At 58.6% G+C, this 25538-nt stretch carries 24 protein-coding genes; 10 read left to right on the top strand and 14 right to left on the bottom strand.

Annotated features, from left to right (window positions below; genetic code table 11):
* Nucleotide 1: 1 nt before the first annotated feature.
* Complete coding sequence (putA, locus tag OQ273_RS01905; RefSeq protein ID WP_267988779.1) at nucleotides 2–3109, bottom strand: bifunctional proline dehydrogenase/L-glutamate gamma-semialdehyde dehydrogenase PutA; 3108 nt, start codon at nucleotides 3107–3109, stop codon at nucleotides 2–4.
* Between the two features lie 112 nt (nucleotides 3110–3221).
* On the opposite strand from putA, the gene OQ273_RS01900 reads away from it, so the two are divergent.
* Nucleotides 3222–3683 carry an Lrp/AsnC ligand binding domain-containing protein gene (locus OQ273_RS01900; protein WP_267988778.1) on the top strand — a complete coding sequence of 154 codons (462 nt, stop codon included), beginning with the start codon at nucleotides 3222–3224 and terminating at the stop codon, nucleotides 3681–3683.
* An 11-nt stretch (nucleotides 3684–3694) separates the two neighbouring features.
* On the opposite strand, the gene OQ273_RS01895 is transcribed toward OQ273_RS01900, so the two are convergent.
* The 8 genes from OQ273_RS01895 to betI all read right to left on the bottom strand — a co-directional run bounded on the left by OQ273_RS01895 (nucleotide 3695) and on the right by betI (nucleotide 12391).
* Nucleotides 3695–4819, bottom strand: coding sequence for a DUF2333 family protein (locus OQ273_RS01895; protein WP_267988777.1), 1125 nt, complete (start codon nucleotides 4817–4819; stop codon nucleotides 3695–3697).
* Nucleotides 4812–6113: a DUF6638 family protein gene (locus OQ273_RS01890; RefSeq protein WP_267988776.1), complete on the bottom strand. Its 1302-nt coding sequence runs from the start codon at nucleotides 6111–6113 to the stop codon at nucleotides 4812–4814. The genes OQ273_RS01895 and OQ273_RS01890 overlap by 8 nt, the downstream gene beginning before the upstream one ends.
* A complete protein-coding gene (locus tag OQ273_RS01885) occupies nucleotides 6113–8029 on the bottom strand; it encodes an AAA family ATPase (protein WP_267988775.1) in 1917 nt (638 codons plus the stop codon). The genes OQ273_RS01890 and OQ273_RS01885 overlap by 1 nt, the downstream gene beginning before the upstream one ends.
* Before the next feature lie 3 nt (nucleotides 8030–8032).
* Nucleotides 8033–9178, bottom strand: a complete 1146-nt coding sequence (locus tag OQ273_RS01880; protein ID WP_267988774.1) for a hypothetical protein — start codon at nucleotides 9176–9178, stop codon at nucleotides 8033–8035.
* Between the two features lie 10 nt (nucleotides 9179–9188).
* Nucleotides 9189–10277, bottom strand: a complete 1089-nt coding sequence (locus OQ273_RS01875) for a hypothetical protein (RefSeq protein ID WP_267988773.1) — start codon at nucleotides 10275–10277, stop codon at nucleotides 9189–9191.
* A 343-nt stretch (nucleotides 10278–10620) separates the two neighbouring features.
* Nucleotides 10621–11040, bottom strand: coding sequence for a c-type cytochrome (locus OQ273_RS01870; protein ID WP_267988772.1), 420 nt, complete (start codon nucleotides 11038–11040; stop codon nucleotides 10621–10623).
* A gap of 98 nt (nucleotides 11041–11138) precedes the next feature.
* On the bottom strand, nucleotides 11139–11741 hold the full coding sequence (locus tag OQ273_RS01865) for a thymidine kinase (RefSeq protein WP_267988771.1): 603 nt from the start codon (nucleotides 11739–11741) through the stop codon (nucleotides 11139–11141).
* Nucleotides 11742–11812: 71 nt separating this feature from the next.
* A complete protein-coding gene (gene betI, locus OQ273_RS01860) occupies nucleotides 11813–12391 on the bottom strand; it encodes a choline-binding transcriptional repressor BetI (protein ID WP_267988770.1) in 579 nt (192 codons plus the stop codon).
* A 159-nt stretch (nucleotides 12392–12550) separates the two neighbouring features.
* Here betI and OQ273_RS01855 point away from each other — a divergent pair, with 159 nt between their 5' ends.
* From OQ273_RS01855 to OQ273_RS01815, 9 genes are all read left to right on the top strand, one after another.
* The gene (locus OQ273_RS01855) at nucleotides 12551–13495 is read left to right on the top strand and encodes a choline ABC transporter substrate-binding protein (protein WP_425493323.1); all 945 of its coding nucleotides are present in this window, start codon (nucleotides 12551–12553) and stop codon (nucleotides 13493–13495) included.
* A 129-nt stretch (nucleotides 13496–13624) separates the two neighbouring features.
* Complete coding sequence (gene choW / locus OQ273_RS01850) at nucleotides 13625–14464, top strand: choline ABC transporter permease subunit (RefSeq protein ID WP_267988769.1); 840 nt, start codon at nucleotides 13625–13627, stop codon at nucleotides 14462–14464.
* Complete coding sequence (choV, locus tag OQ273_RS01845) at nucleotides 14461–15522, top strand: choline ABC transporter ATP-binding protein (protein ID WP_267988768.1); 1062 nt, start codon at nucleotides 14461–14463, stop codon at nucleotides 15520–15522. The genes choW and choV overlap by 4 nt, the downstream gene beginning before the upstream one ends.
* Nucleotides 15523–15611: 89 nt before the next feature.
* Nucleotides 15612–16373: an SDR family NAD(P)-dependent oxidoreductase gene (locus OQ273_RS01840; protein ID WP_267988767.1), complete on the top strand. Its 762-nt coding sequence runs from the start codon at nucleotides 15612–15614 to the stop codon at nucleotides 16371–16373.
* Nucleotides 16374–16379: 6 nt separating this feature from the next.
* Nucleotides 16380–17411 carry a CaiB/BaiF CoA transferase family protein gene (locus tag OQ273_RS01835; protein WP_267988766.1) on the top strand — a complete coding sequence of 344 codons (1032 nt, stop codon included), beginning with the start codon at nucleotides 16380–16382 and terminating at the stop codon, nucleotides 17409–17411.
* 14 nt (nucleotides 17412–17425) lie between these two features.
* Nucleotides 17426–18187, top strand: a complete 762-nt coding sequence (locus OQ273_RS01830; protein ID WP_267988765.1) for a HugZ family pyridoxamine 5'-phosphate oxidase — start codon at nucleotides 17426–17428, stop codon at nucleotides 18185–18187.
* 62 nt (nucleotides 18188–18249) lie between these two features.
* Nucleotides 18250–18582, top strand: coding sequence for an ArsR/SmtB family transcription factor (locus OQ273_RS01825; RefSeq protein ID WP_267988764.1), 333 nt, complete (start codon nucleotides 18250–18252; stop codon nucleotides 18580–18582).
* A gap of 12 nt (nucleotides 18583–18594) precedes the next feature.
* Nucleotides 18595–19674, top strand: a complete 1080-nt coding sequence (locus OQ273_RS01820; protein ID WP_267988763.1) for an NAD(P)/FAD-dependent oxidoreductase — start codon at nucleotides 18595–18597, stop codon at nucleotides 19672–19674.
* 98 nt (nucleotides 19675–19772) lie between these two features.
* On the top strand, nucleotides 19773–20738 hold the full coding sequence (locus OQ273_RS01815) for a nucleoside hydrolase (protein WP_267988762.1): 966 nt from the start codon (nucleotides 19773–19775) through the stop codon (nucleotides 20736–20738).
* Here the strand turns inward: OQ273_RS01815 and OQ273_RS01810 are convergent, their stop codons facing one another.
* The 5 genes from OQ273_RS01810 to OQ273_RS01790 all read right to left on the bottom strand — a co-directional run bounded on the left by OQ273_RS01810 (nucleotide 20739) and on the right by OQ273_RS01790 (nucleotide 25286).
* Nucleotides 20739–21533, bottom strand: a complete 795-nt coding sequence (locus OQ273_RS01810) for an SDR family NAD(P)-dependent oxidoreductase (RefSeq protein ID WP_267988761.1) — start codon at nucleotides 21531–21533, stop codon at nucleotides 20739–20741.
* 1 nt (nucleotide 21534) lies between these two features.
* Nucleotides 21535–22566 carry a phosphotransferase family protein gene (locus OQ273_RS01805; RefSeq protein ID WP_267988760.1) on the bottom strand — a complete coding sequence of 344 codons (1032 nt, stop codon included), beginning with the start codon at nucleotides 22564–22566 and terminating at the stop codon, nucleotides 21535–21537.
* A 71-nt stretch (nucleotides 22567–22637) separates the two neighbouring features.
* On the bottom strand, nucleotides 22638–23462 hold the full coding sequence (locus tag OQ273_RS01800; RefSeq protein WP_267988759.1) for an SDR family oxidoreductase: 825 nt from the start codon (nucleotides 23460–23462) through the stop codon (nucleotides 22638–22640).
* Nucleotides 23463–23591: 129 nt separating this feature from the next.
* Nucleotides 23592–24482 carry an MBL fold metallo-hydrolase gene (locus tag OQ273_RS01795; protein WP_267988758.1) on the bottom strand — a complete coding sequence of 297 codons (891 nt, stop codon included), beginning with the start codon at nucleotides 24480–24482 and terminating at the stop codon, nucleotides 23592–23594.
* Between the two features lie 63 nt (nucleotides 24483–24545).
* Complete coding sequence (locus tag OQ273_RS01790) at nucleotides 24546–25286, bottom strand: SpoIIAA family protein (protein WP_267988757.1); 741 nt, start codon at nucleotides 25284–25286, stop codon at nucleotides 24546–24548.
* Between the last annotated feature and the right edge of the window lie 252 nt (nucleotides 25287–25538).

The following is a 25538-nucleotide window of genomic DNA, read 5'->3' as shown; positions in this document are numbered from 1 at the left end:
GTCAGTCGTCATCGATCGCCATGAGGCTTGCATTGCCGCCGGCGGCAGCCGTATTGACCGATACCACCTGCTCCTGCGCGTAGCGGTAAAGATAATGCGGCCCGCCCGCTTTAAAACCTGTGCCGGAAAGCCCCGAACCGCCAAATGGCTGCGTTCCGACAACGGCGCCGATCGTGTTGCGGTTCACATAGACATTTCCGGTATCAAGACGGTCAATCACCTTGGCAACACGCGATTCAATGCGTGTGTGTACACCAAGCGTCAGGCCGTAACCACTGGCATCAATGTCATCGAGTACGCGGTCAAGAGTTCCCGCCGCCCATCGCACCACATGCAGGACGGGACCGAACACTTCCTCACGCAGGGCCGAGGCCTTGTCCAGTTCCACGATATGCGGGGCAAAAAAGGTCCCCTCATCCGGTGGGTTGCCCGAAAACCTGACCGTCTGGGTCCGTTTCATGTCCTCGATATGTGCGGCGAGCATCGACCTCTGGCCTTCATCGATAATCGGGCCGACATCGGTGTCGGGGTTCTGCGGCAGGCCGAGATGCAGTTCCCGGGTCGCACCCTCGATCATCTCGAGCACACGGTCGGCAACGTCCTCCTGAAGAAACAGGATACGCAGGGCCGAACAACGCTGACCGGCGGAGCGGAAGGCGGACATGATGACATCGTCGGTGACCTGCTCCGGCAGAGCCGTCGCATCAACGATCATTGCATTGAGACCGCCGGTTTCCGCTACGAGGGGAACGATGGGTCCGTCCTTGGCGGCAAGCGTGCGGTTGATTGCCCGCGCCGTCGCCGTCGACCCGGTAAATGCCACGCCGTCGATATGCGGGTGGGAAACAAGCGCCGCGCCGATTTCACCGTCACCCGGCAGATAGATCAGGACATCCTCAGGCACGCCGCACGCATGCAGCAACTTTATCGCCTCATGGGCAACAAGCGGCGTCTGTTCCGCCGGCTTTGCGATCACCGCATTGCCGGCCGCCAGCGCGGCGGTCACCTGACCGAGAAAGATCGCCAGCGGGAAGTTCCATGGACTGATGCAGGCAAAAACGCCGCGCCCGCGCCAGCCATAGCGGTTTTCCTCGCCCGTCGGCCCCGGCATGAGCCGGGGTTCTGAGAACAGCAGCTCCGCCTGATGTCCATAGTAGCGGCAAAAATCCACCGCCTCGCGCACTTCGGCAATGCCGTCATCGAGGGTCTTTCCTGCTTCCAGCGACAACAGCGCCATAAACCGGTCGCGTTCGGCCTCAAGCCGGTCACCGGCGGTGCCCAGCACCGCGCCGCGCTCATCGGCCGGCATGCGCGACCAGCGCTCAAAGCCTTTTCGCGCGGCTTTCATGGCAGCCTCGACATCCGCCACCCGCGCCTGAGAAATCGTTCCGACAACACGCCCGGGTTCAGCCGGCGCGCGCACATCGACGCTGCCGCCATGTACCTTGACGCTCGGAATGAGCGGCTTTGCGGCAACCAGGGTGTCAGCGCCGGCCATGCCCTCGCACAATTGCCGAAGTTGGGCGCGGTGGCCGAACTCAAGCCCCGAACTGTTGGGCCGGTCCCTGTAGATATTGCGCGGCAACGGAATGTCGCTGTGCCGGGCGCTTTTCCCGTTCGCCGTTCCGAGCTGGTCGAGCGGACGTTCAAGCAATTCACCGATGGGCACGCTGGCATCACCCGCGACAGCAACGAATGATGAATTTGCGCCGTTTTCCAGAAGCCGGCGCACGAGATAAGCAAGCAGATCGCGATAGCCGCCGACAGGCGCATAAATCCGACACGGAACCGGAATATTGTTTTCAGCCACCGCGTCGTAAAGCGACTCGCCCATGCCATGCAGCCGCTGAAACTCGAAACCGCTGCGGTCCTCGCCTGCCATTTCCAGGATCATGGCGACGGTCAGCGCGTTGTGCGTGGCAAACTGGGCATAAACGCGTTCGCGCATATCCAGCATCTGCCGGGCGCAGGCAAGGTAGGAGACATCCGTCGCCGCCTTGCGCGTATAGACCGGATAGTCGTCCAGCCCGCGTTCCTGCGCCAGCTTGACTTCCGTGTCCCAATAGGCGCCCTTGACCAACCGCACCATCATGCGCCGGCCGGTTTGACGGCAAAGCGCATCGACAAAATCGAGCACCTGCGGCGCGCGCTTCTGGTAGGCCTGAACGGCAAGACCAAACCCGTCCCATCCTTCGAGCGAGGGATCGCTGAAGACCTGCGCCATTACCTCCAGCGACAATTCGAGCCGGTCCGCCTCTTCGGCGTCGATGGTGAAGTTGAGATCATACGCCTTGGCGCTCTGTGCAAGTCTCAGAACACTTGGGACAAGTTCTCCCATCACCCTCTCGCGATGGGTCGCGTGATAGCGCGGATGCAAAGCCGACAGTTTGACGGAAATGCCCATACGATCGGGTAATGTCGTCTTGCCCGCCGCCTTGCCGATCGCCTCGATGGCATCCGCATAGGACTGCCAGTAGCGTTGAGCGTCGGCCGCGGTGCGGGCGCCCTCGCCCAGCATATCGAAGGAATGGCGAAAGCCGCGCTCCTCGCTCTTTTCAGCACGGCCGAGAGCAGCCGTGATCGTTTCTCCAAGCACAAAATGATGTCCGAGAAACCGCATGGCCTGCTTGGTCGCCGTGCGTACGGTTGGAAGTCCAAGCCGTTTGACAAGCCCCTGCAGCAGCGATTCCGGCGTCTCGCCCGGCTTGATCACCCGCGCCGTCATGCCAAGCGCCCAGGCTGAGGCCGCGACAAACCAGGTATCGCCCTGCCCGTCCTGCGCGCTCCAGTTTCCTTCTTTCAGCTTGTCTTCAATCAGCTTGTCCTGGGTACCGGCATCGGGCACGCGCAGCAGCGCTTCGGCGAGCACCATCATGGCCAGCCCCTCCGGAGTGGACAGCCCGTATTCGCGCAGGAAATCCTCGACACCGCCAATGGAGCCGGATCGGTCGCGAATAGCCTGGATATAGCGTGTTGCACGCCGGTCGATCTCGGCGTTCTGCCTGTCATCAAGCTGCAATTGCTCGGCAAAGCGCCTGATCAAAGTGTCATCATCATCGGCATAGGGCGCCAAGAACTGCGGCACGACCGTGGATAGCGGGGCATTCATCGCGTCTCTCCCGTGTTTTTCCCATTCTAGCTCGACTTGATGTGCGTATGTGTCTATTGTTGAAAAAATATTCAGCGAAATTCACTACCTTATATGAAGTTAGTAGAGAATCATGAAATCCATCGACCAAACCGACCGCAAGATACTCCGCCTGCTCCAGCGCCAGGGCAGGCTGTCGAATCTGGAACTGGCCGAAAAAGTTCATCTTTCGCCGACAGCTACGGCGGAAAGGGTCAAACGTTTGGTTCGCGAGGGGTTTGTCGAAGGCTATTCGGCCCGCCTGTCACCTGAAAAGCTCGGACGCGGCCTGCTGGTCTTCGTGGAAGTCAAGCTCGATCGCACGACGGACGATGTCTTCGAGGCCTTCGCCGAGGCCGTCAAACGCTCCGATGACGTCATGGAATGCCACATGGTCGCCGGCGGCTTCGATTACCTCGTCAAGGCGCGTGTCGGCGGCATGGCCGCTTACCGCGCCTTCCTGTCCGAAGTCATCCTGCCCCTGCCCGGCATCAGGGAGACCCACACCTATGCGGTGATGGAAGAGGTCAAATCGTCCTCGTTCCTGCCGGTTTAGTGCAACACCGCCTAGCGATCCAAAATGGAGCGCACCTCAACGAGGTTTGAGCGAACCCGCAGCAGGTAGAAGCCGACCGTTGCCAGATGCGACGGCATGATCCAGCCATCCTCCCTGCCATTGGAGACGATCACCGGATTGAGATCCAGCGTCTTGCGAAGCTGATCTTCCATCGTCGTCCAAACATCCTCGAGCTGCCGGCTCTCGATAACGTCGGCAAAATCGGCATGGGCCGCTTTCAGGATACCGTAATAGGCGTAAAGCTGCCCGTATGTGAACCAGAACTGGTTGTCGGCCCGCGTATCGAACCATCCGGCGTTGCTGGCGGCCGATCGGTCGCGCAGGGCGGCCGACGTAGAGCCGATATCCTTCGCGATCCGGTCGATGAAGCTGATCAGATTGTCGGCGCGCGCATCGAACACGGCATCGCAGCTCTCCAGCCTGTCATTGAAGGCGCGAAGCTTGTCGCGCCCCTCCCGGAAAGCGGCGGGCGTCGGTGCGAGCGGGCCGAACGGCGAAAGGCTGAAATACCAAGTATACTGGTCGTACTGGATGCGTCCGCGCGCGCGGTCGAGATCCGGGTCCACCTGCGACGTGCCGCGCACACGGCCCAGCGTATCCACCAGCTCAATGGCCGTGCGCTGAACCGCCTGATGAACACCGCGCTGAAAGGATGCCTTGTTGTCCAGAAAAGGTGTCGAATCCCAGGGCACACCGAAGAAACCCGCCTTGTAGAGCAAAGTCGACGAAATCCAGGCATTCTGATCGACATTGAAATCGATCAGATCCGCCGTTACATCAACGATCACCGAGCGCGAGCAGGTGCGCGTCGTCGCGCTGCTGTTTTCGATCGACGGCTGATCGCCGGCTTTTACGCCGGCCTCATCAAGATTGTAGACGGCCACGTAATCCGGGTTGAAATCGCGAATCCACAACGTACGCCAAATGAAGATCGCATAAAGAACAACGAGCCCGACCACGGCGGCGCCGACAATGGCTTTCAGGATAAACCCCTTGCTGCGGTACCAGCGCCCGGCAACCATGAACGGCCACAGAATCCAGGCAATCACGACGCCGATGCCGTGGCCGATCAGGGTGAACACCCGTTCGAAAAACGCAATGATCGGGTCAAACATCGCTTCTGTCCTCTTCTAGTCCGTAAAGCCGGGCGCGGAACGCCCTCTTGTTCCGCAGATAGGTGTCGCTCAGTGTTTTGACGACATGGTCCTTGTAGCCGTCGGAATAGCTCTCATAAGCGCTGTAGAACCCCTGCTTGTCAAAGACAAACCGTGAAACAAAATCCGCCGGCACGAGCACGCTGATCAGGCGGTTGACCAGCCAACGATCGGCGTGATCGGCACGCGCCCGCACCAACAGGAAACGATGCGTGGCATCGGCCTCGTCAAGCGGAAATTCGCCATCGGCGGCGATCCGGCGGCTGGCCGCCTGCAGGAACGGATAGACACCGTCCTCGGCGACGGCTCCGGCGTGACGGTGAATCCAGGTCTGCAGCCAGATGGCATCGATCCGGTCGAAGCGGGCCTCGGCATCGTTCCTGCGGATCAGGTCATGCAAGACCATATCGGTCCTGTGGCTCAAATATCCGGATTTATCGATCCAGGAGGCACGCGGCAGTTCGATACGGCCGGTGCGCTGAAGAAACTCGAAAATCCGCGCGTGATCGTCAAGCGCGATATAGCCGACCTGCCATGGCCGCGAGCGCCGGAAACCGGGAGCATTCGGATCGCAGATCACTGTTGTGTTCCGGCCATCCAGAAACACGAATATGCCGCCGAAATGGCCGGACCAGAACGCCTCATGGCGGAAGATGACCTTATCCGGCACAAGTGTATTCTTGCGGATATCGCCCGTCTGCTGCGCCAGCTCTACCATGCGTTCAATCATTGCATCATCGCGCCATGCTTCCGGCACGCTGAGCAACCGGTCCGAGAGCTCGCGCAGCTCTTCCGCCTTGCCCAACATGTCGTCGGCGGCAAGAACATTAAAACGCACCTCCTGGATTGACAGCAGGTCCTCAACGTCCTGAACCTCGACAATATCCTCCTCGATCTCGCCATAGAGCACATCGCGGATCGTCACCGCATGAATGGCCCGCCGGTTGGCGTCGAAAAATCCGTGCATGAGCGATGCGGTGTTGGAAAAAGCCGTGTGTACCACCGGCAGGCCTTCCTGCGCCGGCGACAGGATGATGAAGCGCCGGTTGACAGCGTTGGGATCAAGATAAAGCGGATCACCAAGCTCTTCGGCCACTTCCGGCGAATATCCCGTCATATCGATGCGAAGGAGTTCCAGCTGCGTTGCCGGCAACCCGAAGGCCTTCAGCGCCCTGTTGTAGCGCTCAACCAGATGCGGCTCGCTGATCTCAAGCAATCGTCCATGAATCAGATCGTGTTCGGCGAGGCGCTGCATCAGTTCTCCCAATGCCCGTCACGTTTCATGGCTTCAATTTCCCGCACGGCCTTTTCGCGCTGTCGCTCGCGGCGGATAATATCCTGGACGGCCGCATCATCGGACTTGTCCGTATAGCGGAACTCCGAATCCCCATACCGGTTGATTTCCTGCAGCACCATCTCGATCGAGAACGGCCCGCGCAGCTCTTCGATCATCGCCTTTTTCGCATCGTAGGGTTTGTGCATGAAAGCATCCGGCGTCTCGAACCATTCGTCGGGCAGGTCGATATCCATGGCCCTCATCTTGATGGCGTCGGTGATGTTCTTGATGGCACGGCCGGTAAATCGCGGTTCGGCCCGCTTGATCCGGTAAAGATATTCGCCGACATCCGCCATGGTTTTGATATCGCCGCGCTCCTTTCGAAAGGTCTCCCAGACGGCAACAAGGCCATCTTCCTTCGGCTCGTCATGGCCGGAATAGGATGTCGCAACGGCGTTTTTGATTTCCTGACCGGCATAAAGATCGTGCCTGCCAAGCGGAATGTCGTGGTTGCGTCCGGCAAGCAGAACGAAGATATCGATATAGTCTTCGCGGCTTTGCGGCCCATCGACCAGCCAACGCGCCCCGGCCCGCTGACGCAGAGCGTCATCGACATTTTCCGGATAGTTGGAAAACATTCCGAAGGCGCAATTGCCGCGCACCACCGTCGATGCACCGGCAAAACTCTCCATCAGCACTGCCGTCACCTCATGCTGTCCGGCGGAGGCGCGGTCGTCGGACCGTTTCGCAGCGACCTGGTCTATATCGTCGACGGTGCCGAAACCGATCGCTCGCGGGCTGATCACATTGTCGACGAATGCTTTGCAGTTCTGGCCGGACTTGCCCTGGTAGGACGAAATTTGATCGACGCCGAAATTCTCGTAGTGAAACGGGTAACCGGCAATCTTGCAGTAGTCGTTGATCAGCCCGGCAATCATCTGGATCAGGATCGTCTTGCCTGTCCCCGGCATGCCGTCGCCGATGAAGGTGAACAGAAAACCGCCCAGTTCGACAAACGGGTTCATCTGCCGGTCGAAATCGTAGGAAACCAGCATCTTGGCAAGTTTCATCGCCTGATATTTGGCAATGTGGTTGCCGATGATTTCCTCCGGCTTCTTGAAGCTCATCGAAAGCGGTTTACGGCGTTCGCCTGGCGTAACTTCGAAACCGTCCAGCGTGAAATCGTCCTGTTCGATACGAATATGCACCTCGGCAAAATCGGCCAGTCCGGAAAACCGGGACCGGCGCTGCAGCAACCCTTCGATTGCCGAGCGCGCAAAAGCTCTCGCCCTTGCTGTCAGGGCTTCGTCGTCGCGCGCCTCGGCAAGCGCCGCATCGAGCCCCGCAAGCATCGATTTCAAGGCATCCTGCGGCGTGTCGAAGAGAAAATCCGGCTCGTCCACATCGTTGACCGGTTCGCTCTCGCTGCCGATGAGTTGCAGAAGGTAGGCGGCAAAGGCAAAGGCCGCGACATAGGCCGAGGCCGAAAGCAGCGCCTTGAACTCAGTTGCCGCTTCACCTGAAAGCGGTGCCGCCGAGTTTTTCGCCTGAAGCGCCTCAAGGGCGCTCTGCTTGGCAAAACTGTCTGACAGCGCCAGGGCAACGGCAAGGCCGCGCCGGACCCTGAACAGCAACGTATGCTGAGAAATGGACAGCATCGGATCGTCCGGACGGATGGCTGCAACGGTCTTGGCAAGTTCCACCTCGCGCGTGCGCTTTACCGATCCGGTCGAAACCGTTGAAACAAACCGCCGGCCGGTGCCGGCAAGCCCGGTTCCGGATCGTCCGCTACCGCGTTCAAGAACCACCAGCCGTGAAATCATCCCCTGCGCTGTCGAAAGATGCCGCGCAATATCTTCCTCGTGGATCGTGGTCAATCCCGCATTCTGGCTCATAGGTCAGACCCCGCTGGTGATGTGGTTACCGGAAATGACATGGACCTTGTAGTCCCGGAAAATCGCATCCGCATCCCCGTCGGCAAAAAGCGCCTGGTAGGCATCGTGCGGCACGAGTGCATGTTTTTCATAAAAGCTCACGCCCTGGCGTGTGGCCTCAAGATCGCTGGTCTCGATATGAAACTCCTGGCGCGCCGGCGTCGACCGCCACAATCCCCGTTTGGCGGCGCGTTCGCTGGTCGCGACGACTTCCTGAACCGTCCAGGTCAACATCCAGGCATTATCCGCCTTGCGAACCTTCGACAGGATGTCGGAAACCCGGTCATTGTGCTCGGTAACGCCTGCCGAATAGAAGGGCCCGAGCACAAATCGCCGAAGCTGCTTGGGGTGAAGCTCTTCGAAATCCTTGTCCAGATTGCCGGCAATCGTCACCGGCGTCAGCGAATAGGCGCTGTTTTTCTCCGCAAACTCATCAAAGCGGTGTGCCAGGTCAGGATTGAGCAGCCCCTCCACCGGCAATGGTATGGTGATCTTCGGGTTCATCTTGCCGCTCGGCAGAACCAGCATCTCATTGAGTTCGGCGCTGGAATCCTCAATCGTCGCCATATAGACCATCGGCAAGGACTGACTGCCGTCAAAGACACCCCAATGTACCACATAATAGGGCCGCCGCGTCTTCGCGTTGACCGACACACGAATGGTCTCGGGCAGAATGAACGGGATGAAAACGTCACCCTTCTGGATCGTCTCCAGATAGGACCGCTCGGCCATGCGCGACTGAAGCGCCTTTGGAAAGGCCCGTTGCCGCAAAATGAAATCGACCATCTCACGCCGCAACTCATCGCCTGATGCTAGGGCGGCGAGCCTCTTTTCTGCAGTTTTGCGGTCATTATCGAGCTCCAGCACGTTCTGGAAAACCGGAAATCCGCTTTCGGCACGTGAGATGCGGAACGTCTCGGTAAAGCCGATACGATTGCGCCAGCATGCGAAGGTCTGCTGGAGCCGCTCGACATAGGCAACAACAACGCGGCCGATGAGCGGATGTTTGTAAAGCGGCGAGTTGGCGTCGCCAAGAAACGTGTCGAGCCCGCGAAGGGCGCTGTCCATGGCGTCGAAATACTGCGCCGCCTGCCCGGTACTGTTTTTCATCAAAACGCCGTCAGGCCCGTACGTAATCCGCCGCGTTGTGCTTTTCCATCACATCGGAGAACCGGCGTGCAAAGGCGTCATCGGCAAGTTTCTTGCGGCGCTGGATATCCTGGGTCGCCAGCATGTTCTTTTCGTGCATTTCAAGGAGATCGCCAATATGGCGCTGTGCCGCCGAACCGATCCCGGCCATCGTTTCCTCCGCCGCGGTATCGACCTGGCTGCCAAGTGTGTTGATCTTGTGGGCCACGTCCTGTTGCGCCGCGGTTTTCAGTGAATCTTCCAGCGCCTTGTAAAGAACGATGCGCTGCTCGGTATCGATGGTCAGCTTGTTGATCAGCGTATTTTGCGCGGCGATCTGATTGTTGAGGGAATCCACGAAAGTCTGGAACATCGAGGTATAGCGTTCAAGCGTCTGGCTTTCAGCCAGGAGTTCCTGCTCCTTGGCCTGGGCTTCATTATACTCGTTGGCAAGGTTTGAGCGCTCACCTTCCAGTTCGGTCCGTTCCTTCTGGTCGGTCGAAGCGGCGATCTTGTTTTCGATATCCATCAATATCGGATTGAGCTCGTCGATGCGCTTTTGCACCGCTTCCATCTGCGACATCGCATCCTTGCGCCGGTCTATGACGCTGACGAGACTGGCCTCCGACGTCTTGTACCGCTCGTCGAGAATGCTCTTTTGCTCCTTCAGGATGCCGACAATCGCATCGGACTTGGACAACAGTTCCTGAAGATTGCCCGCAAGGGACATATTGCGCACACGGTCTGTACGCATCCGTTGCATGCGTTGCTTGGAAAAGATCCCAATGAATTTCTCCCAGCCGGAGAAATTCTTCATGCTTTCAAATTCGGCGCCGAATACATTCGTCGCGTCCTCAAGCCCGATGATCAGGTCGGCAATGTTGGCTTCCATCACCTTTTGCTGGCGCAGTACATCCTCGATGCGTGCATTCTCGATGTCGAATTCCGCATCACCGAGCTTTGTTTCCGCTTTGGAGAATTGTTCCAGCACCGAGCCGGACTGCTCGATCTTCGAGCGCATCTCCTCAACAATTCCCTTTGTCTTTTCGATTTCTGAATCGAGATTTTGCAGTGTCGCCATGTAAGTCCCCAATGGTTCGCACGACCGCTGACCGGCACGTTTGTCCGACGGTATCATGACCGGATGCGGCTACGTACTTGAAACCCAAATCGATCCTCGGGGCAACAGCGGTTTGCACACCGGTTCCCAATCTGCGGCAAGGATTAATGTTGGTGCTGAGCCCCGTGTCTACAAGTATCGATCATGCTTGCAACGGGAAAATAACACCCCTTAGAGTACTCGAAATGACGTTAAGATATAAATGCAATATACTGTAAATTAAACATATAATGGGACAGTTAAACCATCAAAAAAGAAAAACGCGCCGCAAAGGCGCGTTTATTCGGTACAGACTGCGCAGAACTTATTTTGCTGCGGACGGGTCCTGAAGATAAGCAATCAGGTTTTCCATGTCGGAATCTTTTTTGATGCCGGCAAACGCCATGCTCGTTTTCTTGACGAGGTCTTTTGGCTTTTTCAGATAGACCGTCAACGTCTCGATATCCCAGACTTTGCCGTCAGCGCCGAACTCGACCATGGCTGCCGAATATTTGAAGCCGTCCACGGTTGCGACCGGCCGGTCGATAATCCCGACCAGATGCGGGCCGACCTTGTTCTTCTCTTCATCCGCCACATGGCAGGCTTTACACTTGCGGAATACTTTTGCACCCTTCTTCGCATCGCCATCGGCAAGCGCCGGTGTGGCGAGAACTGCCAAGCCCACAGCCGCAGCGGTAAACACTCCAAATCGCATATACATGCCTCCGTCACTGAGATCGGGCATACCAATAACGCCGCCGCACGCGGGGATGCAACGGTCAATCCCGTCGAAATCGCGGGGGCTGGCAATATGCCGCAGACCGGGAATCTATACTTTTCGGCTCAAGTTGAATTGCTTTGATTACTGGAAAAACCCATTTTTTCTTGCCAATGCCGCCGGCATAGCGAAACATAGGTTTCGTTCCCACCCACAACAATTTGTTCCCCGTCCCGGACGGGTTTGCCATCGGCGCCAAGCCGCAAAACCATCGTGGCCTTGCGGCCGCACTCACAGATGGTTCGGATTTCCCTGAGCGTATCGGCAACCGCAAGCAAAGCCTGCGAACCGGGAAACAGCCTCCCCTGGAAGTCCGTCCTCAAACCATAAGTCATCACGGGAATGTCCAGCCTGTCGGCCGTTCGGGCCAGTTGCCAGACCTGTTCCTCGCTCATGAACTGCGCCTCGTCGACAAAGACGCAGGCAACCGGTTTGATGCGATGCTCCCTTTCTATCATTTCATAAAGGTCATCGGTTACCGAAAACGGCGTTGCATCGCATTCAAGGCCGATCCTCGATCCGATCCTGCCCCTGCCCGCACGATCGTCGAGCGCGGCGATGAAAAGCAGCGTATGCATGCCGCGTTCCCGGTAATTATAGGAAGCCTGCAGTAAAAGTGTGGATTTTCCGGCGTTCATCGCCGAATAGCTGAAGTAGAGTTTTGACACGTCCCGGCCTGCTGATGGTTCCGGCCGGACCATAGCGCCGCAAGACAGCTTTTTGCATCAGCCCGGCCGCGTTATCCCCGAACTTCTAGCTCTCTGTCCACATAGTCTTCGACCAGTTGCTCCGCCCTGATCTCACCGGCGAGACTTCCAAGCGCCTTGCGGATGTAAAGACCGTCGATCAGCGACGCGATGCCTTCGGCGATGCGGTGCGCCCGTTCACCGGCAAGAGGTACAAGGCCATGGACGAGGTTCGACCTCAGCCGCCGTGAATAGACCGAAAGCAATGCATGCGCCTCGTCCGATTCTTGAGCATGAACATAAAAGACCAGCCAGACCGACACGGTTTCCGGCCTGAACTGCTCACTGCCCAGGCTGGCGTGAATGATGGCGGAGACACGGCTGCGCGGATCGTGCGCCTTCTTCATCTCCCTTCGCACCTGACGGCCGTATTCGGTCAGCAGGTGACGCATGGCGGAAGCAATCAATGCATCCTTGCTGCCGAAATAGTGATGCGCCAGCCCTTGTGACACACCCGCACGCAGCGCTATATCGCGGATCGTAATGTCGAGCGACCCCCGCGCGTGGATGGCCGAAATCGCGGCCTCGACCAGGGACTTACGCCGGATGGGCTCCATGCCTACTTTTGGCATTCGCGCTCCTGTGTTCTCATGCCTGAAGACATTATGTGCATGTGTCCCGTAAAAACCAATTTATTTTGAACAATCATTCAATAAAAGCTTGCAAAACAGCCGACTTTGTGGCGCGATGCACCCCACTATAACCTTGTTTTGACTTTGGGAGGTCCGAAAATGACATCCGTAAAAACCGCAATGCTGGCACTGGGCTTCTCCGTCGCCATCTCGGCGCAGGCCACCGCCGCCGAACCGGAAAGTTGCAAGACCGTTCGCTTCTCCGATGTCGGCTGGACAGACATCACTGCAACCACCGCAGCAACCACGGTGGTTCTCGACGCACTCGGATACGACACCGACATCAAGGTGCTTTCGGTACCGGTGACCTACACGTCGCTCAAGAATGGCGACATCGACGTCTTTCTCGGCAACTGGATGCCGACCATGGAGGCCGACATCGCGCCCTACCGCGAAGACGGGTCCGTCGAGACAGTGCGCGAAAACCTTGAGGGCGCCAAATATACGCTGGCAACCAATGCGGCAGGCGCAAAGCTGGGCATCGACGATTTCAGCAAAATCGCAACCAGCATGGATGCACTCGACGGCAAGATCTACGGCATCGAGCCGGGCAATGACGGCAACCGCATCATTCTCGACATGATCTCCTCCGATGCTTTCGGCCTGAAGGATTTCGAACTGGTTGAATCCTCCGAACAGGGCATGCTTGCTCAGGTCGCGCGCAACGACAAGCGAGACAAGCCGGTCGTCTTCCTCGGCTGGGCGCCGCATCCGATGAACGCCAATTTCGAACTGACCTACCTTTCCGGCGGTGACGACTATTTCGGTGCGGATTTCGGCGGCGCGACGGTTTATACCAATGTACGCAAGGGCTATGTCGACGAATGCGCAAATGTCGGCATGATGCTGAAGAACCTGAAATTCTCGCTCGAGATGGAAAACGAGATCATGGGCGCGATCCTTGATGATGGCCAAGAGCCGTCAGAGGCCGCCAAGGCATGGCTCAAGCAGCATCCTGAGATGATTGAGACATGGGTCGCGGGCGTCACGACCTTTGACGGCGCCGACGGACTGGCCGCCGTCAAGTCAAATCTCGGCATGTAGGTCTGAACAAACAAGAACCGCCCCGCCAAAACGGGGCGGTTTTTTAGTACCGCAAGTGGGGGCTTGCGGAGGCCGTACGCAAGATTCCAAACTGAACGACAAGAAGCCTAACTGTGCGGGGGATCAGCAATGGAATGGCTGACGGAATACAAGATACCGGTCGGCAAAGTATCAAAGGCCGTCGTTGACTGGCTGACCGATTATGGCGGCTGGTTCTTCGATGGGCTGGCAAACGGGCTCGAGGCCGCCATCGAGGCGATCCTGTGGGTCCTGCAAACGCCACCAACGCTCATCGTCATCCTGGTGTTTGTGGCCATCGCCTATGCCTTGCGCCGGTCGGCATCAACCGCCGCGCTGGTGGGTATAGGTCTGCTCTTCATCGTCAATCAGGGTTACTGGGAACAAACCACCGAAACGCTGACACTGGTTCTTTCAGCGTGCCTTGTCTGTATGGCCCTCGGCGTGCCGATCGGCATAGCCGCCGCACACAGGCCGCGGCTGTTCACGGCAATCCGGCCGATCCTCGATCTCATGCAGACCTTGCCGACATTCGTTTATCTGATCCCGGCTATCGTTTTCTTCGGCATCGGTATGGTGCCCGGGCTGATTGCAACAGCCATCTTTGTTGTCCCCGCCCCTATCAGACTGACCCATCTCGGCATTTCATCGACGCCGCAGTCTTTGATTGAGGCGGGTCAGGCTTTCGGGGCGACCAAGCACCAGCTCCTTTGGAAGGTCGAACTGCCCTATGCCATGCCGCAGATCATGGCCGGCCTGACACAAACCATCATGCTGTCGCTTTCCATGGTGGTGATTGCCGCCCTCGTCGGGGCGGATGGCCTCGGCGTGCCGGTTGTTCGGGCACTCAATTCGGTCAACACGGCGCTCGGATTTGAAGCCGGTTTTGTAATCGTTGTCGTTGCGATTGTCCTCGACCGCATGTTCCGTGCCGAGGAGAAAGAGCAATGAGCAATCCGATCGTCAGTTTCAAGGATGTGGACATTGTCTTTGGTCCGGACCCTGAATCCGCGCTGCCGCTCATCGACAAGGGCGAAAGCCGCGAGACCATTCAAAGGGAAACCGGTCAGGTCCTGGGTGTCGCAGGCGCCAACCTCGACGTCCGCGAGGGCGAGATTATCGTGCTGATGGGCCTTTCCGGTTCAGGCAAATCCACCCTGCTGCGCGCTGTGAACGGCCTCAATCCGGTTATCCGCGGCGAGACCCACGTCGACAACGGCGAAACCCACGTGGATCCGCAACGCTGCTCGCCGCGCGAGCTTCGCCAGCTGCGGATGGAACGGGTTGCCATGGTCTTCCAGCAGTTCGGGCTTTTGCCGTGGCGCTCTGTTTCCGACAATGTCGGTTTCGGGTTGGAACTCTCCGGCATGTCGATTGCGAAACGCAAGGCGCGGGTTGCCGAACAGCTTGAACTCGTCGGCCTGTCGCAATGGGCCGACCGCCGGGTCAACGAACTGTCTGGCGGGATGCAGCAACGCGTCGGCCTGGCGCGCGCTTTTGCCACAGGCGCGCCGATCCTCTTGATGGACGAGCCATTCTCCGCCCTTGACCCGCTGATCCGAACACGCCTGCAGGATGAGCTTTTGCAACTCCAACAGCAGCTGCGCAAGACAATCATCTTTGTCAGCCACGACCTCGACGAGGCCTTCCGGATCGGCAACCGGATCGCGATCATGGAGGGTGGCCGTATCGTCCAGTGCGGCACACCGCAAGATATTGTCCAAAGCCCGGCAAACGAATATGTCGCGGACTTCGTCGCCAACATGAACCCGCTCTCCATGTTGCATGCCGCTGATGTGATGGCAGCCGATGACAAGGGCAGGACGGCGACCGACGATGCGTTTTCGGCGGTGGCAAAACCGGACACGCCCTTAACGGACGTTCTGGATGCCCTCGCCAATCGCCCGGGCACCGTCGGCATTGTGGACAATGGCACGGTCGTCGGCACGATCGGCGCCCAGGAGATCATCAAGGGCTTGACCAGCCACCGGCAGTCTGCCACCCAGTGACGGAAATTCGAACGCTCGTTAGGGCGCTCGCCGAAAGCCCGGCACTTTATGGCCGGGATTGTTGATGTTCTTTCGTTTTGGAGGTTTTCATGAAGGTCAACGGACAGGCTGCAATCGTAACCGGCGGAGGATCCGGCCTGGGAGCAGGAACGGCAAGGACACTGGCTGCAGCAGGCGCCAAGGTGGCCGTGCTCGACATCAACGAGGAACAGGCAAAATCGGTCGCCGATGAGATTGGCGGTCTGGCAATCGCCTGCGACGTTGCCAGCGCCAGCGCAGCCGAAGAGGCCGTTGCCGCCGCCGCCAAGGCACACGGCGATGCCCGCATCCTCGTCAATTGCGCCGGCATTGCCAATGCCAGCCGCATCGTCGGACGCGAAGGCCCCCACGACCTGGAACTTTTTTCCCGAGTCATCAATGTCAATCTGATCGGCTCATTCAACCTGCTGCGGCTGGTTGCCGATCGGGCATCGAAACTGGAGCCGATGGACGACAATGAGCGCGCCGTCGTTATTTCAACGGCATCCGTCGCCGCATTTGACGGGCAGATCGGACAGGCCGCCTATGCCGCCTCAAAGGGCGGAATTCACTCGATGGCATTGCCGGCGGCGCGCGAGCTTGCCCGTTTCGGTATCCGCGTCATGACAATTGCTCCCGGCATCTTCGGCACGCCGATGCTGATGGGCATGCCGCAGGAAGTGCAGGACAGCCTCGCTGCCTCAGTGCCCTATCCGTCGCGGCTGGGCACGCCCGAGGATTTTGCGGCCCTCGTCATGCATATCGTCGACAACACCATGTTGAACGGCGAGACGATCCGCCTTGATGGGGCCATTCGCCTGGCGCCGAAGTAAGGCCCGATGACCAAGCCGCTCATCGGTCTGAAAATCGTTGAGATGGCGGGCCTCGGCCCGGCTCCTTTTGCCTGCTACCTGTTGGCGGGCCTTGGAGCGCACGTCACGCGTATCGAAGGCAAGGGCCGCGCTCCGCTGTTCTTGCCGCTCGATCCGCAAACCAACTGCGACCTGCTCTATCGCCGAATAGTGCAGCTTGATCTGAAATCCGCCGACGAACATGCCGAGGCGGTTTCGCTGATCCGCGAAGCCGATGTGCTAATCGAGGGTTTCCGGCCCGGTGTCATGGAACGGCTTGGCCTGGGCCCCGACAGCATGATGGAGGCCAACCCGCGCCTGATTTATGCCCGCATGACCGGCTTCGGACAGGACGGTCCAATGTCTGCCATGGCTGGCCATGATCTCAACTACATCGCTCTGTCCGGCGTCCTTTCCATGATCGGCCGCAAGGGCGAGGCCCCGGTTCCGCCGCTCAATCTGGTCGGCGACTATGGCGGCGGCACAATGGTGCTCATCATGGGCGTCCTTGCCGCACTCTTTGCCCGCGGCCAGACCGGACAAGGCCAGGTTCTCGACACGGCCATGGTCGAAGGCTCAGCCATGTTGGCCTCGCCGATTTTCTCCTTCATGGCCTCGGGAGTGTGGGACGGCGATAAACGGGGAGAAAACCTGCTCGACACCGGTTGCCCGTTCTATGACACCTACAGGACATCAGACGCGCGCTATGTCGCGATCGCCCCTCTGGAGCCCCAATTCTTCGCCGAACTGGTCGATAGGCTAGGCCTTGATGCAGCCTGGAAGGAACGTCAATACGACCGCAAGGGCTGGCCGGAGTTGCGCGCGCTGATTGCTGAGGTCTTTCTCACCCGCCCGCGCGACGAATGGGCTGCACATTTTGACGGAACAGATGCCTGCGTTTCACCTGTTCTGACGCCGCAAGAGGCGGCAAACCATCCGCACAATATCAGCCGACAGAGCTTTGACACAGTTTCTGGCCATATCATGCCGGGTATCGCACCGAAATTTTCATCGAACTAGAAGCGACCGTCGACATGGCAGAGAAGAACAGCAAGGTCCTGGAGACAAATGAGGAGGCGCGCGCGCTCGCCCGCGATCTCATCAGCTCTTCCCGCCACGGATCCCTCGCGGTTCTGCTCCCCGGCTCGGGCTATCCCTTCGCCAGCCGCACGGCAGTCGCAAACGACATCGACCGTGCACCCGTCATTCTCGTCTCGGCCCTGTCCGAACATACATCTGGCCTGACCAACGATCCGCATGTCTCGCTCCTGCTGGGGGAGCCGGGAAAGGGTGATCCGCTTGCGCACCCCCGCATCACGCTTCAGTGCGAAGCCGAGCGCATCGAACGGCAATCGGCCGGACACATTCGCGTGCGCGCCCGCTTTCTCAGGCGTCATCCCAAGGCCGCGCTCTATGCCGATTTCGGCGATTTCGCCTTCTTCCGGTTGAACCCAGTATCCGCAAGTCTCAATGGCGGCTTTGGAAAAGCTTACCACCTCACACCGGCCGATTTCCTGGTTCACTCTCCCGCGGCAGACGAACTTGCCGCGCTGGAAGAAAGCGCCATCGCCCATATGAATGACGACCACGCCGATGCGGTCATGGTCTATGCCCGGGTACTGGCCGGCGAAAAAACCGGCAAATGGCGCATCAGCGGCATCGATGCAGCCGGTTTCGAACTGGCGAGCGGGGATCGGCTCCGGCGCATAGAATTTGAAACCCAGCTTGATGACGCCGGCAAGCTTGCGGGCGCGCTTGCCGCCCTGGCAAAAACCGCCAGGGAGCGTCAGGGATAGATTATTTTCGAATATGCTTATATAAGCAGGGTAGGAACCAACAAAGGAAATCCTGAAGCATCATGTCGTCACTTGTTGAAGACAAGGCCGTCCAAGCTGATTTGGCTGGAAATGCGGAGCAGGCCTCGCAGCTTCTGGCCGCTATGGCCAATCCAAAACGCCTGCTTATTCTTTGTAATCTGGTCGGCGGCGAGATGGCCGTCGGTGCACTTGCAACAACCGTCGATCTGAGCCAGTCGGCGCTGTCGCAACATCTTGCAAAACTGCGCGCTCTCAAACTCGTCAAGACGCGGCGCGACGCACAGACCATCTACTATTCCCTTGCGTCCCACGAGGTCCAGGCGGTTCTGGAAACTCTTTACGGGCTTTATTGCGAACCGCCGACCAAAGACTGACCGCTCGCGAAAATGAGTTCCGCGAACAAGAAGATCGTGATTATCGGCGCCGGTATCATCGGCGCGTCAATCGCCTATCACCTTGCCCGGCGTGGTGCGACGGTGACCGTTATTGACCGCGGCAACGCAGCCGGCGGTGCAACCGGTCAGTCCTTTTCGTGGCTCAACGCCTCAAGCACGCGCAACAAGGCCTATATTCGCCTGCGGCAGCGCGCGCTGGAAGAATACCGGCGTCTGCAGGACGAGTTCGCAGGCGCATTGCCGTTGAAATGGAACGGTACGCTTATCTGGCGCGGCGATGCGGCAAGCGTGAACAAACGTGTGAGCGAGCAGACAGAAGCCGGCCTCGACATCAGGATCGTTGAGCGGGAAGAGATCGCACGGCTTGAACCAAATTTGCAAACTGTGCCCGAACTGGCGGCATTTGCACCTGGCGAAGGGGTCATAGAGCCCGTTGAGGCAACCCAGCTCCTGCTGAAACATGCAGCCGCTGCCGGTGCAGGCATTCGCATGCCTGCAAAGGTCGAAGCCTTGATCGAAAGAAGCGGTCGCCTCGCCGGTGTGCGATTGGCGGACGAAATACTTGAAGCAGACGCCGTTGTCATGGCTGCGGGAGCAGCCAGCGCAGAATTGTGCGCCCCGTTTGGCATTCCGGTTCCGGTCGAAGCCTCGCCGGCTGTACTTGCACAGTTCTCGGCGCCTTCCGCCCTGATCAACAGCGTCATCGTCAGTCCGCAATTTGAAATCCGGCAGGTTTCGCAAAACACGATCGCCGCCGCCGCGGAATATGCCGGCAACCTGGATGAAAACGGCCCCCTCGCGGTGGCAGATACCGTGCTTGCCAAGATCCGGGAAAACATTGCGGGTTCCGACGCAATCCAATTCAGAAGCGTTGGCGTCGGCTGGCGGCCGATCCCGCAGGACGGCCTGCCGATCATCGGGTTCTCTCAACAGGTCGCCGGGCTCTATCTGGCGGTCACGCATTCGGGCATGACATTGGCCCCAGCCATAGGCCGGTTCGCTGAATATGAACTCCTCGAAGCCGGGGAAGAGCCGCTGCTCGACATCTGCCGGCCGTCCCGTTTTGCCTGACACAACATAAACCGAAACGCGATTTCACTTGACTTCATTGCACCGATTATTTCACGGTCCGCGACTTCCCGTATGACCGACAAGAAGAAGGATTGACAATGAAACACAAGGTCATCATCGATACGGATCCGGGCATCGACGATGCCATGGCCATCGCATATGCGATCGCCCATCCCGATATCGATCTCATCGCCCTGACGACAATCTTCGGCAATGTGTCAGTCTCCGAGGCGACGGAGAATGCCCTCGCCCTTCTCGACTGCTTCGGCCATGAATGCGATGTCGCACAGGGCCAAACCCGTCCGCTCGTCATGGAGCCCAGACCGCACAGCTATTTTGTCCATGGCCGCAATGGGCTTGGCAATGTCGAGGTGCCGAAATCCGCCAACTCAGCCGTTTCTCAATCAGCCGCAGAATATCTGGTGCAAAAGACGCGGGAAATGCCCGGCGAAATCGACATCTGCGCCATTGGCCCGTTGACCAATCTGGCGCGGGCGCTCGACATCGATCCGACCATCGCATCACGCGTCAAATCCGTGTCGATCATGGGCGGCGCAGTCTATATTCCCGGCAATGTGTCGCCGGTTGCCGAAGCGAATATCTGGAACGATCCGCATGCCGCCGAAAAGGTTTTCGCCGCGTCCTGGCCCGTTGTCCTGTCACCGCTCGATGTGACGACCAAGGTTGTCCTGTCGCCGCATTTCTTCGCCGATCTTGAAGATGCCAATCCGAAGGTCGGCAAGCTGCTGTCGGACATGGCTCGCTTCTACGCCCGCTTCTACCGCAGCCATTCCGGCCTCAACGGCTGTATCCCCCATGATGTCATGGCTTTGGCCTATCTGACCATTCCGGGCGTTTACAAACAAAAGCGCGGCGCAATCGCCGCCGCCACCGATGGCCCGGGTATCGGACAGACCATCTTCAATCCGACAGGCAAACCGACGGTTGATCCGAGCTGGCAGCAGCGGCCACAGCACACAGCCCTGCTCGATATCGATGTCCGGTTCTTTGCCGCTCACTATTTCGATACGATCGCCGGCAGGCCCGCCGAAATCGGCGATTGATCAATAGCCGGTCAGACCACCGTCGACATGGATGGTCTGACCGGTCATGAACGAGTTCTTCGGTGAAGACGCAAAAACAAACGCCTCCACGACCTCCTCGACCTCCGCCAGCCGGCCCATCGGTATTCCGCGCACAAGTTGCTCCTCGGTCACCACGCGCCCGCGAACCTCGACATTCAGCATGTCGGTCGCCATGGGCGTGCGTGCAAAGGAAGGGCAGACCGCATTGATACGAATGCCCAGACGCGCATATTCCTGAGCGGTTGAGCGGGTCAGACCGACAACGCCGTGCTTGGCCGCCGCATAGACGGCAAGGCCCGATGCGCCGGTTACTCCGGCGACGGACGCAACGTTGACGATCGAGCCTCCCTTTCCGCCACTGCGAAACTGACGCTCCATGACCGGAAGCTGGTGTTTGAGCGCGAAGAACATGCCGAGGAGATCAACATCGAGAATACGGCGCGCCTCCCGAGAAGACGTCTTGGGGAGTTTCTCAAAGGCGTCCTGGGCGATACCGGCATTGTTGACGGCAACGTCAAGGCGGCCGAAACGCTCGACGGCGAGGGCCACAAGCTTCTCCGACAGGCTTTCCTCGGCCACATCACCGGCCAGCATCGCCACCTCGCAGCCACAAGCATCCGAGACTTCGCCGGCAATGGCCTCAAGCCGCCCTTCGTCGTAATCCGACAGGACCAGCCGCGCCCCTTCCGAGGCGTAACGCCGGGCGGCCCCGCTTCCAAACCCCCCGGAAGCGCCGGTAATCAGAACCGTTGCACCTTCAAACAGACCCGCCATTTCAGGCCTCCTCCCTCGTCAGCTGCATCGCCATGGCCGCCAGCACAGGCACAGCCACACCCATTTCCTTGGCCCTTTTCGGATTGGACGCGTTACCGTCCAGCGCCCGCTTCAAAACCCCCTGAAGGATCGCCGCCAGCCGGAAAAAGGAAAACGCCAGATAGAACGACCAGTGTTCGATCCGCTCAATCTGCCTGCGCCGGCAATAGGCGGCGACATAGTCTTCTTCGCTCGGAAGCCCCAGGGCCTTGCGATCAAGACCGCCAAGACCGCGAAAACCGGTATTGTGCGGTAGCCGCCACTGCATGCACTGATAGGCGAGATCGGCAAGCGGATGGCCAAGGGTCGACAGTTCCCAGTCAAGCACCGCAAGGATCTCGGGCTTGTCCTGAGCAAAGATCATGTTGTCGATGCGGTAGTCGCCATGAACCAGCGAGACCTGCCCGTCATCCGCCGGCAGGTGCTTTTCCAGCCAGAGGATCAGCGCGTCCATATCGCGGTTCGGCTGTGTTTCGCTCGCCTTGTACTGTTTGCTCCAGCGGCTGAGCTGGCGTTCGAAATAGCTTCCGGGCTTGCCAAAATCTCCAAGACCGACAGCCGACGGGTCAACATCGTGCAGCGCCGCCAGTGCAGCATTCATAGCATCGTAAATCGGGCCGCGTTCATCCCTGTCGCATTCCGGCAAATCCGGTTGCCAGAAAATACGCCCCTCCAGATAGCTCATCACGAAGAACATACGGCCGATGGACGAGTCTTCCTTTGAGAGATAAAGCATCTGCGGCACCGGCACATTGCTGCCGCTAAGGGCCTGCATGACGCGGAATTCACGATCGACCTGATGAGCCGACTTCAGCAACTGGCCGTGCGGCTTTGCACGCAACACATACGCGCCGCTGTCCGCTTTCAGCAGATAGGTCGGGTTCGACTGACCCGTGTCAAATTTCGAAATCTCCCGCAGCCCCTCAAAGCCTTTGATACCGGCCTCCAGCTCGGCGCCAAGGGGCCCTGCATCAAGATCATTGGACTTGCTCATGGCGGCATCACCTCCCCACTCCGGAGAAACAGGACGATCTCGGGGACGCAACGCAACCCCGAGGCACTGGGCTATTCCAGCGCGTGTGCGAAAAGACCCATCGAACTATAGACAGAAAGGCCACCGTCCAATGGCAGGATGGCACCGGAAACATAGGAACCGCCCTTGCTGCAAAGATAAAGGGTGGCCCCGGCGATGTCGTCAGGGCTTCCAATACGCCCGAGCGGCACACCCTTGCCGACCTTCTGCGCCATCTCATCACTTGCCGTGGCAAAGGCAGTCATCTTGCTCTGGAACGGGCCCGGCGCAAATGCATTCACAGTAATCCGGCGCTTTGCAAATTCATTGGCGAGGATTCTTGTCAGATGATGCACCGCCGCCTTCGAGGCGGAATAGGAATAGGCACCCTCGGCAACCGGCTGCGTTCCCATGACAGATCCCAGATTGATGATGCGGGCAGGATCATCATCCGATGAACCTGCATCGAGGAGCGGCAGCAGTTCGCGTGTCAGCGTGAACAGCCCACCAACATTGATGTTCATCACCTTATGCCAGGCAGCGTGTGGAAAGGTCTCGAGCGGCTCTCCCCAGGTAACACCTGCATTGTTGACAAGAATATGAAGCACATCGGTTCGCGCCCTGACGTCGGAGACGAGGGCGGCGACTCCCTCTTCCGTCCCGACATCGCCGGCAAATCCGACGGCCGATCCCGGTGCATTCATGGCGTTGAGCTCGGCCGCAACGGCCTCGCAGGCCTCGCCCTTGCGCGAGGCGATCAGAACATGTGCGCCGCCCCTGACAAGCGCACTTGCCACCATCTTGCCGATGCCGGTCGCACCGCCTGTCACCAGTGCCGTCTTCCCGGCAACCGAAAAAAGATCGTCAAGATAGCTCAAACCAGCCTCCCCATTCGCGCCTTGTCACCGGCGCCTATCAGCAACCAACATACTCGGTAGTATGTCTTGTGCGACAGGCAAATGTAAAGCCCCTGACGCAAAGAAACGGACGCCTGTTGCGGGGCGCGGTCAAAGCTTGTCGATGGGCACTTTCAAAAACACATCGCCCTTGTCGTCCTTGGGCGGCAATCGGCCGGCACGCATATTGACCTGCAGGGACGGGATGATGAGCTTCGGCATGGCAAGCGTCTCGTCCCGCGCTTCACGCATCTGGACAAAGCTATCTTCGTCAATACCGTCTTTGACATGAATATTGTTGGTCCGTTCTTCCGCTACACTCGTTTCCCAGCGGATTTCCCGGCCATTGGGGCCATAGTCATGACACATGAAAAGTCGGGTTTCCGGCGGCAGTTCAAGGACACGGCGCACGGAGCGGTAGAGCGTGCGCGCATCGCCCCCGGGGAAGTCGGCCCGGGCCGAGCCGCCGTCGGGCATGAACAAGGTATCGCCGACAAAGGCTGCATCGCCGATGACATGGGTCATGCAGGCCGGCGTGTGCCCAGGTGTATGCATGACAAAGACGTTCATGGCCCCGATCCGGTAGGTGTCACCATCGGTGAAAAGGCGATCGAATTGCGATCCGTCGCGCTGGAACTCCGTGCCTTCATTGAAGATCTTGCCGAATGTGTCCTGAACGACGGTCACCTGTTCGCCGATACCGATCTTGCCACCCAGATGTTTCTGGATATAGGGCGCGCCGGACAGATGGTCGGCATGGATATGCGTCTCAATCAGCCATTCAAGTGTCCATCCTTCCGCCCTGATGCGTTCGATAATCGCATCGGCGCCCTCAAAGGTCAGCCGGCCGGCCGCATAGTCGATTTCCATAACCGCGTCGATGACGGCACACGATACCGATCCGGGATCGCGCACAATGTAGGAGATCGTATTGGACCCCTCGTCGAAGAAAGCAATCACTTCCGGTTTGACGGACAGGTCTGTCTGGAACGGCAACGTCATGGGCAGTCCTTCTTTGACGAGTTTGAGATGACAGCGCTTGCTCCGGCCGGTTCTGGAACACTCTCAGCTGATAATCCAGGCTCGAGCGTCATCGATCGCACCGGTATCAAAGATGTGTAACTGACCGGGCATCAGCGGGCCGAAAACCTTCGCGCCATTACGTATCCATTCAATGTCCGACACAATGGCGATCTTGGAAAAAGCGGCAATATGTCCAAGCCCAAGCCAGGCATCGTCCCACAAGGCGGATGCGGTTGCACCATCAAACGCATCACCAAGCACAACCAGGATCTTGATCTTGTCGTGGCCCTTGAGTTTTTCCTCGACAAGCGGCGTCAGGATGGTCTTGTAATCGCGCGATGAGAGTGTGCCGATCACCTCGTAGGCGATCACATCTGCCGGAAATCCTTCCATGATCCTGATCGAACCGGAAGGGTCATCTTCAAGCGCCGCCCATTCGACCGCCTTGTCAAAGGCGTCATGCGAAAAATGCCGCACCTTGGCTCGGACAAAATGATCAACCAGCGACGGCATGATCGACAATGCCGAGTTATCGCTGACCAGCGCCACTTTCGGCAGTACCTTTTCGTGCTCGCGCACCAGCTTTAAATGGGCGAACATAGCGGCCGCATTCTTCCAGTGCGGCAGGGTTTCCGCATTCAGCACAATCCCCGGTGCCCGGTCCGTGCTATTGATATAGTCGTTGATATTCTCGGAAAGACCGTCGAAATCGGCCTCGCTCAGCGTATCGCGCGCCGTGGCTATGATCAGGTTGTTTTCCCTGTCGATGGTGGTTTCAAGCATGTCTGTCCTCCTCGATGGTTCGGTCCGCAATGCAGTGTTTGCAGCGGGCCCTAAAATACCGCCCTTGGCCCTTGAACAATTACCAATTGCACCAATCCGGCGCGACGCAACGCGCATCAGGCTAGCAGAAAAACGCGGGCAAAACATGATGACCGTTTTGGCAGTGAAAGCCACGCATCATCGCGATCTGCCGATCGGGCACCCATCAAGGCAATTGTCGAGACGAATAATCAATGATGCAGAGGGCCTGTT

It is taken from the genome of Hoeflea prorocentri (assembly GCF_027944115.1).
In the GTDB taxonomy this organism is placed as follows: domain Bacteria; phylum Pseudomonadota; class Alphaproteobacteria; order Rhizobiales; family Rhizobiaceae; genus Hoeflea_A; species Hoeflea_A prorocentri.
Note: the sequence above shows the minus strand (reverse complement) of the source record. Positions and strands in the feature narration are given on the sequence as shown.

What these genes read in the sequence shown, in the direction of transcription:
- OQ273_RS01890 (WP_267988776.1), bottom strand. Translation starts at nt 6,113, where the DNA reads ATGCAGCGCCTCGCCGAACACGATCTGATTCATGGACGATTGCTTGAG.
- OQ273_RS01885 (WP_267988775.1), bottom strand. Translation starts at nt 8,029, where the DNA reads ATGAGCCAGAATGCGGGATTGACCACGATCCACGAGGAAGATATTGCG.
- OQ273_RS01810 (WP_267988761.1), bottom strand. Translation starts at nt 21,533, where the DNA reads ATGGCGGGTCTGTTTGAAGGTGCAACGGTTCTGATTACCGGCGCTTCC.
- OQ273_RS01790 (WP_267988757.1), bottom strand. Translation starts at nt 25,286, where the DNA reads ATGCTTGAAACCACCATCGACAGGGAAAACAACCTGATCATAGCCACG.
- OQ273_RS01895 (WP_267988777.1), bottom strand. Translation starts at nt 4,819, where the DNA reads ATGTTTGACCCGATCATTGCGTTTTTCGAACGGGTGTTCACCCTGATC.
- putA (WP_267988779.1), bottom strand. Translation starts at nt 3,109, where the DNA reads ATGAATGCCCCGCTATCCACGGTCGTGCCGCAGTTCTTGGCGCCCTAT.
- OQ273_RS01870 (WP_267988772.1), bottom strand. Translation starts at nt 11,040, where the DNA reads ATGCCCGATCTCAGTGACGGAGGCATGTATATGCGATTTGGAGTGTTT.
- OQ273_RS01815 (WP_267988762.1), top strand. Translation starts at nt 19,773, where the DNA reads ATGAAACACAAGGTCATCATCGATACGGATCCGGGCATCGACGATGCC.
- OQ273_RS01855 (WP_425493323.1), top strand. Translation starts at nt 12,551, where the DNA reads ATGACATCCGTAAAAACCGCAATGCTGGCACTGGGCTTCTCCGTCGCC.
- choV (WP_267988768.1), top strand. Translation starts at nt 14,461, where the DNA reads ATGAGCAATCCGATCGTCAGTTTCAAGGATGTGGACATTGTCTTTGGT.
- OQ273_RS01830 (WP_267988765.1), top strand. Translation starts at nt 17,426, where the DNA reads ATGGCAGAGAAGAACAGCAAGGTCCTGGAGACAAATGAGGAGGCGCGC.
- OQ273_RS01795 (WP_267988758.1), bottom strand. Translation starts at nt 24,482, where the DNA reads ATGACGTTGCCGTTCCAGACAGACCTGTCCGTCAAACCGGAAGTGATT.
- OQ273_RS01820 (WP_267988763.1), top strand. Translation starts at nt 18,595, where the DNA reads ATGAGTTCCGCGAACAAGAAGATCGTGATTATCGGCGCCGGTATCATC.
- OQ273_RS01880 (WP_267988774.1), bottom strand. Translation starts at nt 9,178, where the DNA reads ATGAAAAACAGTACCGGGCAGGCGGCGCAGTATTTCGACGCCATGGAC.
- OQ273_RS01805 (WP_267988760.1), bottom strand. Translation starts at nt 22,566, where the DNA reads ATGAGCAAGTCCAATGATCTTGATGCAGGGCCCCTTGGCGCCGAGCTG.
- OQ273_RS01835 (WP_267988766.1), top strand. Translation starts at nt 16,380, where the DNA reads ATGACCAAGCCGCTCATCGGTCTGAAAATCGTTGAGATGGCGGGCCTC.
- choW (WP_267988769.1), top strand. Translation starts at nt 13,625, where the DNA reads ATGGAATGGCTGACGGAATACAAGATACCGGTCGGCAAAGTATCAAAG.
- OQ273_RS01875 (WP_267988773.1), bottom strand. Translation starts at nt 10,277, where the DNA reads ATGGCGACACTGCAAAATCTCGATTCAGAAATCGAAAAGACAAAGGGA.
- OQ273_RS01825 (WP_267988764.1), top strand. Translation starts at nt 18,250, where the DNA reads ATGTCGTCACTTGTTGAAGACAAGGCCGTCCAAGCTGATTTGGCTGGA.
- OQ273_RS01900 (WP_267988778.1), top strand. Translation starts at nt 3,222, where the DNA reads ATGAAATCCATCGACCAAACCGACCGCAAGATACTCCGCCTGCTCCAG.
- OQ273_RS01840 (WP_267988767.1), top strand. Translation starts at nt 15,612, where the DNA reads ATGAAGGTCAACGGACAGGCTGCAATCGTAACCGGCGGAGGATCCGGC.
- betI (WP_267988770.1), bottom strand. Translation starts at nt 12,391, where the DNA reads ATGCCAAAAGTAGGCATGGAGCCCATCCGGCGTAAGTCCCTGGTCGAG.